We start from the raw sequence: 14,496 nt of genomic DNA, 5'->3' as shown, positions 1-14,496 counted from the left end.
GAACAGCAATGCTGTGATGTCCCGGTTGTCCGGCATGACATCTCTCCCGTCACCGGGAGGCCGCTCGCGGATCCGTTTTCAGACTACGGGCCGCAGGGATTTCTGCGGACTGGTCTGATTGAACCCGTCTCCTTTTTGCTGTGTCATGCCTGCCACAGTTCTTACACTCAAGGGGACAGATTCTGAAACGCATGACCACAGTTCATGAGATCGCCCGCCTGGCCGCACTGGCGGAGTACCAGCGGGCGGATGCGCTTTCGGAAAACGTGCTTGACCGGCTCACCACGCTTGCCGCACGTCTTTTTCGGGTGCCCACCGCCTTTGTTTCTCTGATTGATGACCAGCGGCAGATTTTCACGTCACGCTACGGGCTCAGCATATCCGGTACCGCCCGTCGCATGTCCTTCTGCGATCATACGCTGGCGCAGGGGGAGTTGCTTTGCGTATCTGACGCCCTGAATGACCAGCGCTTTCGCCACAGTCCGCTGGTTCAGGGATATCCGCATATCCGCTTCTATGCGGGGATCCCGCTGACGACGCCGGATGGCCATATTATCGGCACCGTATGCCTGACCGATACGGCCCCGCGTCCGCCACTCACGGAGGCCGACCGGCAGCATCTTACCGACATCGCTGCGCTGGTTATGGACCGGATGGAGGTTCACCGGCTGGATCAGCTGCGCCATGCCAGCCAGCAGCGGCTGGAGTCCATTTCTGCCACCTCGCCGGACGCCATTATCTGTACCGACCTGCGCCGTGGCATCACTTTCTGGAACCCGGCCGCCACCGCCATGTTTGGCTACGGGCCGGAGGAGATGGCGGGCCAGTACGTCGCAGGACTTATTGCTGACCGCTGTCAGACCGATTACCGCAATGAGCTGGACCGTCTCACCGGCGAAGATACGGCGATTTCCCTGCCGCGCACGATGCAGACATGGGGGCGACGGCGCGACGGCCAGGAATTTCCGGCCGAAGTCTCGTTCTCGGACTGGCGTGAAGGCGACACCCGCCTGGTGGGAATGATCGTCCGCGACGTTACTGCACGGCATGAGTGCGAGGCACGCCTGTGCGAGCTGGCCTCTCTGGACATGCTGACCCGGCTGGCCAGCCGCGGCGCGTTTATGCAGCAGCTGACTCAGCTGACTGAGGCCGGCGTGTCCTGCATGCTGCTCATGATGGATCTGGATGGCTTCAAGGAAGTTAATGATACGCTCGGCCACGCTGCCGGCGATGCACTGCTGTGTCATGTGGCTGAGCAGATCCGGCGGGTATGTACTGATGCCATAATTGCTGCCCGGCTGGGCGGTGACGAGTTTATCATCCTGCTGCCTGGCGGGCATGATGATGCCGGCTCAACGGCAGAGCGTCTTATCGCGGCCGTGCAGACGCCTTTCCGTTATCACGGTTCGCGCGTCGTGGCTGGTGCCAGCACCGGCATTGCCTCCTGTCCGGAACACGGTAAGGATCCGTCCACGCTAATGTCGGCGGCTGACCTGGCGCTTTACCGGGCCAAAGCCTCGGGTAAAGGCCGCAGCGTCCATTTCCGGCCAGCATTTCGCGAGGCAGTGCAGCAGCGCCGCCGCTTTGAGCACGAGCTGGAAACCGCCGTAAGGCAGCAGCAGTTCCTTCTGCACTATCAGCCGCGCTATGACGCCAGCAGCGGCCGCATCGTGGGCTGCGAGGCGCTGTTGCGCTGGCAGCATCCCGTACAGGGCCTGCTGCTGCCGGCCGGGTTTACCGATATGCTGGTAAAGAGTCCGCTTTCGGTCGTACTGGGCAACTGGATTGTCCGGACTGCCCTGGCGCAGGTACGTCAGTGGCAGGGCAGCTGTCCGCAGCTTCGGGTCAGCATCAACCTGTTCCCGCGCCAGCTGGCCTGCAGCAGTCTTGAAAACGTGCTGCGCGAGTCTGCAGGCGGTGATGCAGCTTTTGTTGAGCTGGAGGTGGATGAACCGCTGCTGGCGGAGCTGGTTCAGGGCAGGCCGGCACAGTTAAAGACAATAAGGCGTACGGGCGCCCGGTTTGTTATCGACCATTACGGACGAACGCTGGGCGCCATCAGCCTGCTGCAGCACGGCTTCGTCAGCGGTTTCAAAATTGACAAGTCCCTGACTCTTCAGCTGGGTAACAGTATGCGCATTCGGATGATGTTCCGTGCTATCGCAGCCCTGGGAAAAAGCCTCGGACTCAGCGTATCGGCAGAAGGAGTTGAAGATACGGCACAGCAGGTATTCGTGACGACCGCCCGTTGTGATGTTATGCAGGGTAACGGGCTGTGCAGGCCACTCACTCCGGAGGCTTTTGAGGCACTGCTGATGTCGGATGACGGCAGCTTCACGCGCAGGCAGCCCGCCCCCTGATGACGCAGGTAACTGACCATTCCTGTAGCCGATCAGGCTGCAGAATTATCCGCCTGACTGATGACGGCAATGAACGACGTGACCGGGAAACTGTTCACTAATCAGTTCATAAGCTTCCGGTTTTGAACTGGCTGAGGCCAGCCGCTGCAGGCGGAGTAACGTTTTGGCGTCCTTTGCCATTCGATGAGATTATTCTGGTGGAGGCTGGCCAGATGTCACCGTCTGTCACCCTGTTTAATCCACTTTCAGTAAGCGCCGTATGAACAGACAGTATTTTCAGTGAGGAGGTGATATAAAGCGGGCCGGTTCACACATTTGTAAGATAATTAAGCCGGTAACGTATTTTATCCGGGCAGGTGACGTGTTAAGTGACTAATCTGTAACCACTTCTCCCCCTGACGAACTGTGTTACTACGCCTTCTGCCTGAATCCACACTAACCGGGGTGATTCAGCCCGGGATGGTATTACTCCTGTCGGGCACTGGCCACAGGACGTTCTGTAACGTTAATGGAGAAAAATTTTGGATGATGTAGATCAGGCACAGGAACGCGAAGAAGCGCACCTGACTGCCTCACTGTCCGCGCGTAAGCCGCGACTGGTAAGCCCCAATGGTAAATGTATATGGTGCAAAGATGAGGCTGTTGTGGCTGACACAGCGTTCTGCTCAGCAGAGTGTGATGAGGATTACCACAAATATCAGCGTGAACAGCGTCAGCGGGCTGGTGACTGACCGTACTGCCCTTCGTAAATCAGGTCTGAGCTTTACCACTGCCCGGGCACGACCTGGTGTCCTTCAGTAGCAGACAGCGTTATCAGCAGGGGGCCGATTAAGATAACAGCGGGCTCTGGGTGAGAGGTGAGTGGTACCGGCTGAAAAACACAGCATCCTGGCATCGGTATCATGCAGTTTTTTATGTCGCTGGTCTTTTCAGTCAGCATGCCATGCCGGCTAAAGTTTTCACGCGGCTGGCCGATGGATCAGATGAGCATAAATTGCTCAATAAACGCTTCTCTATTGAATGCTCTGTTGTAATTAGCCCGTGTAAAGCGGGCTTTTTTTCGCCATAAAAAAGGGCGCGGGGCAGTCTTACCACTTACACCGATCATCTCATAACACTCCTCTTCTCTGTAACAGGCGGCGAGGGAGTAAGCGCCCCCGCTACTGGCTGATATGTTACAGACCAAAAGAAGGGTGTCTGCCTCACAGCAGAGCGAAGCCAGTCAGGAGTCTGAAACCGCCACCGCGATTCGTCCCGGCTGCCAGCATCCGAATCGGGTATTCTTCCTCCTGCCGCCTGGCTCAATCTCTGATACTCACCTACCCTGACTGAACCCACCCCGTAACCTGCTCAGACAGGAGCGGCTGAGTCATTGCCCGGTCGCCGGGCTTTTTTATGCTGTTTCAGAACCGATGGTACGACTGTTTCTGCATGATATAACCACACAAAAATATTGCTGACAGTGTCAGGGAAAACGCCGGACAGACACCTTACAGAAGTTATGAGAACAGCTGATGGATGACAGAAAAATGATATCTGCTGAATATTCTGACAGGTTCATGCAGAAAATTCCTTACTGATATCCTTTTGCATCGTCTGAAGCAATGCATCGGCGAAGTGCCGGCGCTCTGCTTTGTGTCAGCCGGATTAAGCAGAAGGTGATCCACAGCCGGCAAACTTATTTAAACTCATTACAGCAGGCAACATGATGTCTAAAACGCAATGGCTTATTCACCGGCTGACCCGGCAGCTCTGGTTTCGCAGCTCATTATTCGCGGTGCTGACCATTATTACTGCACTGGTCGCTATCGCTGTTAAACCCTTCATACCGGCTTCGGTTTCCGGCATCGTGGGCAGTGACGCGGTGGACAAAATTCTGGCCATTCTCGCCTCAAGCATGCTGGCCGATACCACCTTTTCTCTCAACATCATGGTCTCTGCCTATAACTCTGCCAGCAGCAGCGTCACACCACGTGCGACCGTGCTGCTGCTTGAGGATGGTACGACACAGAATGTGCTTGCAACCTTTATCGGCTTTTCTTTACAGCCTGGTGGGCATTATCGCCCCCGGCATGGGAGCCTATGGCACACAGGGCCGCGTTGTTCTGTTTTTTGTTATCCTTGCAGTCATTGCCATGATTGTTATTACCCTCCAGCGCTGGATACAGCATCTGGCACAGTTTGGCCGCATGTCTGACACATCGCGTCGCGTTGAGGAAGTCACAACGGCGGCGCTTCACAGCCGCCTCCAGGAACCCAGTCTTGGCTGCTCTGCATGGGACGGTATCCTGCCGGAGGCGGCCTTCAGGCAGGGCGTTTTTCCGCTGGAGACGGGCTATCTGCAGCATCTGGATCTGAAGCATCTTTCCGATTTCGCAGAAGAAAGTGGCAGTAACCTTTACCTTGCTGCCCAACCGGGCAGTTTTGTTCACGGTGGTGGCGCACTGCTCTGGTGTAATAAGCCGCTTTCTGATGATGAACTTCAGATACTGCGCAATGCCTTTACGCTGGGTGAACATCGCTCCTTTGAGCAGGATCCCCGCTTTGGCCTGTGTGTACTGTCCGAAATCGCCTCACGCGCTTTATCTCCGGCCGTAAACGATCCCGGCACTGCCATTGATATTATCGGGCGGGCTGTCAGATTGTTCAGCCAGCCCGTTACAGCAGACTCTTTTACGGCACGTTATCCGCATCTCTTTATGATGCCTGCGCAAATCGGGGATATGTTCGACGATATATTTACAGGCATTGCGCGCGATGGTGCCGCACTGGTTGAGGTACAACTGCGTCTGCAGAAAGCGCTGCATGCGCTGGCCATAATCGCGCCTCATGATTATGCCGCAGATGCGCAGCGCCACGCGCGTCTCGCACTGGTACGTGCAAATTTTGCAATGACCTGTGAAGCGGATAAGTCTGCTGTGGAGCGTGCCTCGCACTGGCAGAGCAGATGAAGCCAGCACCGGCCAGGCTGTTGCACCGTTAATCATCCGGCAGCCTGCCGTTTTTCCTGCTCCATACTGATTGTTACATTTTGTCTTCATCCGCTCCTGGCAGGATACTTATCTCTTCATCAGAAACTGAAAGCCAGCACAAACCAGTCCACATCAATCCGCCAGTATTTTTCACCTCTGCTGCGCCTGCATTTGCACTTGTAATCTTTGCTGCATTTTTTTGGCACAGGCTGATGTGCCGCCTGATGCTCTGCAAAGCGCGCTTACTGCTAACGCCCGTTTTCAGGGCAAAAAAAACCGCCATAAGGCGGTACAAAGAGGAATACTGTGACTCTTGCTTTTATCGCGGTCAGCCGGAGCTGCCGGCCGATCTTAATCATAAAAAAGATCGCCACGATAACAAGCGTAAGCGGGAAAAAAGCTTCCTGTGCCCGGGGCTGTCTGCCGCCATGGCTGAGCATGCGTACTGAAATTCCGGGATTTTATCCGTAAAACCAGCCATCTTTAGCGAGCGGATCAATCAACTCCTGCAGTTCACTGCAAACGTACCGGCTTCTGCAGGGAACGGCACGTTTACAGCATGAAAGGAAAATGCGGCTATACAGGCCAGCATCCCCGCAGGCGAAAAAAAGGCTTCTCCGGAGCAGGAGAAGCCAGAACCACAACAGTTACGTTCACTTATCGTTTTATATCGCCCAGGGAGGCGTACGATAATTATCGGCATGCGCCGCGCTGGCATGAGGCCGGGTGGCACAATTTTTTTCATACCCTCCTGTACGCTGTATTTTCCATAATCGTGCAGTCTGCATCTGGTCTCACAAGGGAAACAGCGCCGGTACCACGGACTGGCTGGTTAAGCCCCGCCGCTTCATCCATGATCTGGCGTGCGTTGCCGGCGAACTGCAGTAAAGCGCAGCCAGTAGTTATTCAGGCACACCAGGAGAAACAGGCACTGTAACATGACTATGTTACAGTGCCTGTTGGACGCTGCCGCTCTGTCTCTCAATCAATTAAGCCTGACGCCTGCTTCAGAAGCTCTGCCAGTTGTCATCCCCCGTCGCCGCAGCGGCTGGAGCAGAACGTATTAAGGCTGCCGTCCGTACCGGACGGACTGCGTCAGCGCGCGCAGCAGGTGCCTGGTCTGAAGCGGAAACCAGCGTAAAGGTACTGACCAGCCGGTTCAGCGACGCCGCCTGCTCCATCAGTGAACAGGACGCTGCTGAGGCCTCTTCAACCAGTGCGGCGTTCTGCTGCGTTACGTCATCCATCTGATTTACAGCCAGATGGACCTGCTCTATCCCCTTAGACTGTTCACTGGCGGCGACGGAAATCTCGTCTACAAGGTCAGTGACCTGCCGCACGGCATCGTTCATGCGGGACATATTCTCGCCCACGCCCTCGGCCTGGGCCGCTCCGGCTTCCACGAAGCCTGTTGATGATTGAATCAGCTCCTTGATTTCCCGGGCGGATGAGGACGAACGTTGCGCGAGATTGCGCACTTCCCCGGCCACCACCGCGAAGCCACGCCCCTGCTCCCCGGCGCGGGCGGCCTCTACGGCGGCGTTCAGGGCCAGGATGTTGGTCTGAAACGCAATCCCTTCAATAAGCGCGATAATATCCGTGATTTTTGCAGAGCTTCCCCTGATATCACCCATGGTGCCCAGCAGCGTGCGTACCCGGCCGGCACTGTCCTCTGAAATATCCCGGGCGTTCTTTGCCAGCTGGCTGGCGAGAGCGGTGTTCTCTGCCGTCTGACGAACCGTTTCGCTGAGTTCAGACATACTTGCGGCCGTCTGCTCCAGTGAAGCCGCCTGCTCTTCCGTACGGGATGAGAGGTCCTCATTACCGGCAGATATCTGCGCTGAGGCAGAGCTGACCGACTGTGCAGAGACCTCCACTTTCGACAGCGAAGCCGAAACATTTTCAATCAGCTGATTAAACGCTTTCGCTGTCAGGCCGATTTCATCCCGCCGCGACTCGTCCACTCTGAGGGTCAGGTCAAGCCGCCCGCTGGCAGTTTCCATGGTCTGGCGCATTCCGTTAAGCTGGCGCCGGATGGCGAAAACGGTTTTCAGCGCAAAGAAAGCCAGTACTGAAATAACCAGTGCCGAGCCACCCAGCAGGCCCCAGAGTGTCATCTGATAAGTCCGGTCATTTTCCTGACGCAGGGCTTTACCGATGTCCACATTCAGCTGGAGCTGTTTCCTGTACCCCGCAATCAGCTGTCGGGCCGCTTCGCCAATGCCTTCATTGCTCTGAAGCGCCCCCAGCGAAACGGCGTCATTCTGCGCGCGTGAACTGGCAAGAAATGCCGGCAGCGAGGATTCTATCTGTCTGATGGTGGAGAAGGCCGCTTCGGTCATCTGCCGGTCCTGCTCGTCCGATACGTCGTTGTTCAGATAGTACTGGTTCAGTGATTTGATATTACCGATGGTTTCATCAATTTTCTTTTCGACTTCAGCCTGCCGCCGGGGCTCTGTGGCGCTCTGATGCCGGTAGAGCCAGATAATAAGAGAGTTACTGCCGTCTGTCAGCTTTCCCAGGTCCAGAAGGGAGGCAACGGTGTTTTCCTGCACATACTGAAAGCGGGACTGAAAACCGCCGGCTACCACAACGGCCACGATGACCATCGCGACCAGTGCAGCGGAGAGAAGTGAAAAGGTGAGCAGCAACCGCTGTGTGATCGTCATCTGTTACTCCTGCCAATGTAAGTGGCTGATAATTTATAAAATCTGAAATAATGAAAACTTTCAGCATCTATATCGGCAGAAATGCAGGAAACGTTATTTTAAATAGAGGATATCAGCGTGATGAGGTGAAAAAAGGCGAACAGTATCCGGTGTAAGTGGACAGCAGACGCTTCGCTTATCACATCTGCTTAACCGTGTAATCCGAACATACACTTACTTAACCGGACCGGTAACCCGGCAGGTAAATGAATACCACAGGCAACCGTGCAACTGTTGTTTCGGGCAACAAATATTACGCCAGATAACTTTCACAGCCTTGCATCGCAGCCACGCCTGAATTCTGCCCGTAAAAAAACCCGCCATCTTTAGCGGGCTGAACAATAAAAAATCGTTCACATTTTACGGCAAACGCGCCAGCTTCAGCAGGGAAGCGGCACATTTTAATGATGAACCAGATATCCGCTTAAGCAAGTCATCCTGCGTCACGGGTTGAAAAATATCTCACTCGTGGCGGCCCGATACGCGCAGTATTGCGTACCGTTGTATATCCCTGGTGAAGGATGTAACAAGTATCAGCCGGATTCATGCATGTGCAAGCGAAACCGGCATTATTTCTGCTTAAATGTGCAGTACCGTACTTTTGATACAGCTATTCTCTTGCAGGCATTATGAGTACTCCATTGCCATTTTCATAACCCGGAGCCGGTTTCCGGCTGGCCGGACAGCAGCATAATCCGGGGTTGTGAATAGCCTGCCGGTCAGTACCGGCGGTGCTCATTCTGCGGGGGGGCACACGACAACTTCCAGTGCGCAGCGCAGGACATCAAGCCTGACAACGTCAGACGTGCTTTCTATCTCAGCTATAAGTGCAAGAATCATATCCCTTTGCAGTACCCGTCCGCCCCGCGCTTTCAGGCGTTGCAGCATGGCGCTGATAACGACTGACTCGGCGGCGAAGCGGTCGCCGTACTCATTCAGTTGCTGCAGTATGTTTTGTTCAGGTCTATTAAGTTGCATAACCCATCTTCCGGGACAGACTGTATTCAGGGCACCGCCGGTGCCCTGGCGCTATGCAGGCTCCTTCCTGCCTCCGGCTGAATCCGGAGCATACTGACTGGTCAGTGCTGGCGGGTGCCCGGAGGCGGCATGTCTTCAGACAGGAACTGCTGTTCCGGGCTCTGCATGGCACGTGCCGCAGGCAGGGCAATATTGACTTCGTTCAGTGCAATCCTTAGCGCGTCAGCACGTTCAGGACGCATTTCATTGCCCGCCATTTCCATCAGCCTCACCGCCAGCGCCGCACCTGATACAGGCGCGTTTTCGCTGAGCAGGGAAGCCACGGCCTCACTGATAACATCATCAATAAACTTTTCGATTCTGTTTCCGTACATACCACTTCCGCATATCAGTAAAGGGGCGTTTTATATACCTGCCTGTATCTGACAGACTGCTGAGGCCGCATCCGGACGCGCGTTCTGGTCATGGGTGCGGGGTTTGACGGCCATTGATGTAAAAAACCACGCTAAGCAGTATCAGAAATCGGTTGTGATACGACACAGTATCAAAATGACCAAAAAACGACATTTGGAACAGTTTTTTTGCCCTTAATATGCAGTCTCATAATCCCTATATTTCATACCGTTAGCCGCTAAACGTGGTTTTTCGCATGGTTGACCCTCAAACCCCGGAGCAGGCCACGCTGACGGATTCAGCCCGGCAGCGCCGCTGTGGCTACCGGGTACGGGCTGAGCGCAGGGCACCCGTCCGATACTGTCGCCAGCAGGCGCTGGAGAACTATGATGCGTACGCGCAGATGATGGCCTCAGACGTCGCGCCGCAGGCTGAGGCTGCCCCGCACAGAGAGGTAGCGTCCATCGATGCTGGTCCTGAAAAAAGTATCGCTGTCTGCGGCCGCACAGAAGGCCTGATACACCTTTGCCGGTACGGCCAGCCAGCGCCGGCACGCGCCGTTCCGGTACTCCAGCTCAAGCACGCCGGTAGTCGCATCGTATCCCGCGCTGCTGAAAAGCGCAGACGTCACTTCATGTCTGTTCATGGCGTTATTCCGGACAGGTCCCTGATGAATGAAGTTGTTGATCGTAAAGGTGCGGAGCGCACATACAAAATGCCTGTGCAGGATAAAATACAATGGTATGTATCCGGCTGTTTACTGACGGCTCATCCGCTGCGTGTCCGTTGTTCTGAGCCACCCCGGGCGTTCACTGTAGTCTGTAAAAAGAGAACCCGGAGGAACAGGGAACCGGCACCGCTGACTGCTTCGCGGGGATCGACGACCAGATGTCAGTGTTCACGGTTTTTAAGCGCGGCAGACACCCGCGCCTGTACCAGCGTCAGAAACGCCTGCGCCGTGGTGTCCCAGTTCGCCGGCACAAATTCCCGTTTGTAATGCGTCCGGAAATCCAGCTCGGTATCGTCGCACCCGTCGAGAAACAGTTCAATATCTGCCAGCAGGGCATTAAGATTCGCGTCGGGCATGTCGTGAATGTAGGCCTGAATTTTGGGCTCTGTCTCATGTCCGGGTTCGGCCATAACGTAGTCCTGACCGAAATAAACGCCGATAAAATTATCAAGCTCACTGATGCTGATACGGTCCACTATACCTCCGGAAACGCAGTCAGAATAAAACAGGGTTTTCCGTTAAATGACCTGAAATCAATCACCACGCGGACGGCATAACAGGTAATGGTCTCCTGATTTCCTTTGCGTACCATAATCCCCGTGGGGTGCGCAATGCAATAACCCGTTCTGCGCCGGCCGCCAGTGCAAACGCCATCGGTATGGCGATATCGACCGTCAGACCAACCTTCATCGCGATCTGGCGGTCAGCTCCGAGCGATTCCGCGAGAGCCACGGCGGAATTAAAGGTATCGGTATTGACCTGCCTGCCGGTCCAGACCTGCCGGAGACTGGCCTGAAGGGTATCAAGTCCGTACGTTCCGACAAAGACGCAGCCGGCTTTGGTCAGCATGGTGGGCTCCGGCACCACGCACAGGGTCCCTGCACCGAACATCTCCACCACGCCACCCGCCACCCGCCAGCCCCAGCCCCAGCCCGCCGGATATACGGTTGCTGGCTGATTCACCTTCACTAACGCTTCGATCAGAGAGTACAGCAGCCAGCTGCACCGGCGAAAGCGCTATCCTCAGTCCCTGTTCTTCTTCCACAGAATTCTCCCTGTCGTAAACCAGCACGTAACTGGCTCAATTTATAACCAGCACTGCAGCCAGTTGCAAATCCGGGAAGCCTGTCCTCTTATCGTCCGTGAGGTAACGAACATAAGCAAAACGGAATACAGCTTCAGTGCCAGTAGTAAAAAGAGCATTGCCGGGCCCGTTTCAAAGCGGCTCTGCGCTGTTCATATCCGCAAGGATTTCCAGCTTATCAATAACGATCTGCACGATGTCAGCCATGCCTGACGATAGCATCGCTTCCTTAAGCGTAAAGTTACGAACGGACTGAGATTGCTTGTTATGACGAGTCCGATGGATACTATCAGAACTCAATTATCAAATAGGGTTCCTTATAGAAACCTCTTAATCTATGTGAGCATTGTAATTATTTATCTGATAGTTTCATGAGGTTATGAATGAAAAATAGCAGAGTTTTCACTTCAATATTTATTACCGGGCTTTTCATGCCTGTTTTGCTTCTTTTCACGTTGGCATACAACAGAACGGATGTTCTGAAATCTATATTCAGTAGCATTCCAATGGTTCCTAGAGGCACGTACAACTCCCGATTCATGAATAAAAGTCTTTTACTAAATAGCACCTCAGTTTATTTAGGGTCTTTTTTTTTTGGCTTTCTTTCCGCTCTGGTATGCACACCAACAATCAAGGCAAGAAATTACGTATCTGAATATATTATCTATATAGCATTATGCCCGCTGCTGATGATTTTTCTTTTCATTGTTATCACTATTTTAAAGTCACCTAATGACCTGGCTCTGGCAAGAAAAATCTTCAGAGCACTATCTACATGGTATTTTTTAACCTGTATCTACTATGCAATGGCGATCGTTTTTTTCTATTTCTTAATATTCGTACCGGTTTTAATGTTCATATCCCTGCCTGTAAAGGCCATTATTCTTTCAGAGAAATAAATGGCAGCAGCCGGATTTTTCCGGCTGCATATTTAAATCAATATAAAGATGGTATTAGAGAATTGTTCAGCTCATTAGCGAATTCGGGATCAAAGTACGCGGCTACAAAACCTGCTGCCAGAGCAGCACCTTGGACTGACCCCGCCCCGGTAGACGAGCCTGCCCTATAGTTTGAGCATAGGAGGAGCGTATGGGCACACCACGATTTACACCTGAATTTAAGGACGAAGCCGTCCGTCAGATAACGGAGCGCGGTTATTCCGTCGCCGAAGTTTCTGACCGGCTGGGCGTTTCAGCACACAGCCTCTATAAGTGGTTTGGGCGATTAAACCCGATAAAAGCGAGCAGCATGCCCGTAATTTACTGGAAGCGAAAAGCGAGATCCTGAAGCTCAGGGCCCAACTGAAGCGCACTGAGGAAGAACGAGACATTCTGAAAAAGGCCGCGCGGTACTTTGCAAGGGAGCCCGACCGAAGTACCGCTTTATCAATGAGCACCGCACTGTATGGGGTGTCATGACGATGTGTCGGGTGTTGTGCGTTGCCCGGGCCGGGTTTTATGCGTGGCTGCATAACCCGGTCTCCGCGCGGGATAAAGATAACCAGCGTCTGCTGACGCTTATCCGTGACTCCTATTCACTGAGCGGAGGCGTATACGGTTACCGCCGGGTTCATGGCGACCTGAACGAATTCGGGGAAACCTGCGGTAAAACCGGGTGGGCCGTAATATGTAACTGAACCGGATTAAAGCCGTGCGCGGCTATAAAGCTCCGCGTCGTATCGCTGGTAGACCTTTAGTGGTTGCGCCTAATCGTGTGCAGCGGCAGTTTACCGTTATCCGGGCCAATCAGGTCTGGGTCACCGACATTACCTATATCCGCACCTGGCAGGGCTGGCTGTATCTGGCGGTGCTCATCGATCTCTTCGCACGTAACGTGGTGGGCTGGTCGATGAAGCCCACACTCTCTCGCGAACTCGCGCTGGACGCTCTGATGATGGCCTTGTGACGTCGAAAACCGGACGGCGAGGTTATCGTACACAGCGATCAGGGCAGCCAGTACGGCAGTGACGACTGACAGCGCTTCTGCCGGGCCAATAATCTGGTGCCGAGCATGAGCAGGCATGGCAACTGCTGGGATAATACGGTGGCCGAATCGTTCTTCAGTTTGCTGAAAAAAGAACGGATCAGAAAACGCATCTATAAAACCCGGGATCTGGCCCGGGCGGATATCTTCGATTACATTGAAGTGTTCTACAACCGGGCCTGGGCGCCACAGTCATCTCGGTGGCGTCAGTCCGGAGGCATTTGAACAGGCCTCGTCATGAGGACAGGAACTGTCTACTGTCGTGGGGTCAGTCCAGTGGCTCCCGAGCTAGCTAAATCATTTACCGTCGTATGTCCTGATTTACGGGGGTTCGGCCAGTCGTCAAAGCTGGCTGATCAGCGTGATCATGCTGGTTCTTCTAAAAGAGCTAAAGCAAAAGATTGCATTGAATTAATGAGTCAGCTTGGTTTTGAGCAATTTGCGCTTGTTGGGCATGACAGAGGGAGTTACACAGCTTACAGAGCCGCTCTTGACTATCCAGAGCGAATCACACGGCTTGCCGTACTTGATTGCATTCCAATACTAGAAGCCCTCAACCGTGTAATGAGAAGTTTGCACGGCAGTGGTCTCACTGGTTCTTCTTTGCTCAACCAGAAAAGCCGGAGCGGGCAATACTTGCTGATCCTGACAAGTGGTATGGAGGGCAGCCTGAAACAATGGGAAATGAAGAGTACTTTGAGTTCAGAAAAGCTATTCATGATCCAGAAACTGTATATGGGATGCTTGAAGACTATCGTGCCGGCCTTTGTATCGATAAAGAACATGAGCTCCAGGATCGCCAGAAAGGAAACCTTATTATGTGCCCAACGCTTTGTTTATGGTCGAAATATGATGATCTGGAATATATATGGCGATGTATTAGGTATCTGGAAAACCTGGGCACGTGATGTTCGGGGGAAAGACGATAGCCAGCGGTCACCATATGGCCGAAGAAAATCCAAAAGAAGTTACGGCTGAATTACAGTGGTTTTCTGTTGCAACTTTGCTAGCAGCGTACAGATATATACTTATAGTGAAATGGCAACGTTCCCCCCCCCTTGATTAAGGATAGCTTTGCATCGACCCATTGAACTCACAGCACAAAGCGGACTGTCGCATTCTTTCAGAGATATGTAGGTAGAATAGGAACTGGAGCTGGTGCGGTTCATAGAGAAGTGTTGAAGCCAGACAGTAAAACGCGCCAAAAGATGGCGATACTTTACTCTAGTGGCCGACATTGAATATGAGATACCTGAGGGCTTTAGAGGCGCGTAGGTTAGGCTGCTGT

General features: G+C 53.7%; 10 protein-coding genes and 3 pseudogenes. 6 read left to right on the top strand and 7 right to left on the bottom strand.

Annotation, left to right across the window (positions count from 1 at the left end; all coding sequences use genetic code 11):
* Nucleotides 1-191: 191 nt before the first annotated feature.
* The 4 genes and pseudogenes from FA92_RS10990 to FA92_RS10980 all read left to right on the top strand — a co-directional run bounded on the left by FA92_RS10990 (nucleotide 192) and on the right by FA92_RS10980 (nucleotide 5,311).
* Nucleotides 192-2,360 (top strand): EAL domain-containing protein, encoded by a 2,169-nt coding sequence (locus FA92_RS10990; RefSeq protein WP_051926511.1) that lies wholly within the window; start codon nucleotides 192-194, stop codon nucleotides 2,358-2,360.
* Nucleotides 2,361-2,881: 521 nt separating this feature from the next.
* The gene (locus tag FA92_RS10985; protein WP_033783568.1) at nucleotides 2,882-3,091 is read left to right on the top strand and encodes a hypothetical protein; all 210 of its coding nucleotides are present in this window, start codon (nucleotides 2,882-2,884) and stop codon (nucleotides 3,089-3,091) included.
* Between the two features lie 974 nt (nucleotides 3,092-4,065).
* Nucleotides 4,066-4,335: pseudogene (locus FA92_RS23605) on the top strand (DUF2254 family protein); the annotation flags it as partial.
* Between the two features lie 22 nt (nucleotides 4,336-4,357).
* Nucleotides 4,358-5,311 (top strand): DUF2254 family protein, encoded by a 954-nt coding sequence (locus tag FA92_RS10980; RefSeq protein ID WP_343251855.1) that lies wholly within the window; start codon nucleotides 4,358-4,360, stop codon nucleotides 5,309-5,311.
* Nucleotides 5,312-5,384: 73 nt separating this feature from the next.
* Here FA92_RS10980 and FA92_RS23300 read toward each other — a convergent pair whose 3' ends face one another.
* The 7 genes and pseudogenes from FA92_RS23300 to FA92_RS10945 form a co-directional block, all read right to left on the bottom strand.
* Complete coding sequence (locus tag FA92_RS23300) at nucleotides 5,385-5,615, bottom strand: hypothetical protein (RefSeq protein ID WP_156105702.1); 231 nt, start codon at nucleotides 5,613-5,615, stop codon at nucleotides 5,385-5,387.
* A gap of 724 nt (nucleotides 5,616-6,339) precedes the next feature.
* Nucleotides 6,340-8,001, bottom strand: coding sequence for a methyl-accepting chemotaxis protein (locus tag FA92_RS10970; protein ID WP_033783566.1), 1,662 nt, complete (start codon nucleotides 7,999-8,001; stop codon nucleotides 6,340-6,342).
* Nucleotides 8,002-8,775: 774 nt separating this feature from the next.
* Nucleotides 8,776-9,018 carry a biofilm development regulator YmgB/AriR family protein gene (locus tag FA92_RS10965; RefSeq protein ID WP_033783565.1) on the bottom strand — a complete coding sequence of 81 codons (243 nt, stop codon included), beginning with the start codon at nucleotides 9,016-9,018 and terminating at the stop codon, nucleotides 8,776-8,778.
* A gap of 101 nt (nucleotides 9,019-9,119) precedes the next feature.
* Nucleotides 9,120-9,392 carry a hypothetical protein gene (locus FA92_RS10960; RefSeq protein WP_033783563.1) on the bottom strand — a complete coding sequence of 91 codons (273 nt, stop codon included), beginning with the start codon at nucleotides 9,390-9,392 and terminating at the stop codon, nucleotides 9,120-9,122.
* A gap of 431 nt (nucleotides 9,393-9,823) precedes the next feature.
* Nucleotides 9,824-10,057, bottom strand: a complete 234-nt coding sequence (locus tag FA92_RS10955; RefSeq protein ID WP_033783562.1) for a KTSC domain-containing protein — start codon at nucleotides 10,055-10,057, stop codon at nucleotides 9,824-9,826.
* Nucleotides 10,058-10,302: 245 nt separating this feature from the next.
* Nucleotides 10,303-10,617: a contact-dependent growth inhibition system immunity protein gene (locus FA92_RS10950; protein ID WP_033783561.1), complete on the bottom strand. Its 315-nt coding sequence runs from the start codon at nucleotides 10,615-10,617 to the stop codon at nucleotides 10,303-10,305.
* Nucleotides 10,617-11,186: pseudogene (locus FA92_RS10945) on the bottom strand (RNase A-like domain-containing protein). Before FA92_RS10945 ends, FA92_RS10950 begins: the two are co-directional and overlap by 1 nt.
* A 1,128-nt stretch (nucleotides 11,187-12,314) precedes the next feature.
* Between FA92_RS10945 and FA92_RS10930 the strand changes: the two are divergent.
* Nucleotides 12,315-13,449 (top strand): annotated as a pseudogene (locus FA92_RS10930) (IS3 family transposase).
* A gap of 35 nt (nucleotides 13,450-13,484) precedes the next feature.
* On the top strand, nucleotides 13,485-14,186 hold the full coding sequence (locus tag FA92_RS10925; protein WP_239780526.1) for an alpha/beta hydrolase: 702 nt from the start codon (nucleotides 13,485-13,487) through the stop codon (nucleotides 14,184-14,186).
* Nucleotides 14,187-14,496: the final 310 nt, after the last annotated feature.

This window comes from Pantoea sp. 9140, assembly GCF_000745295.1.
Classification (GTDB): domain Bacteria; phylum Pseudomonadota; class Gammaproteobacteria; order Enterobacterales; family Enterobacteriaceae; genus Pantoea; species Pantoea vagans.
The sequence above is the reverse complement of the archived record's forward strand: the minus strand, read 5'-3'. Positions and strand labels throughout refer to the sequence as shown.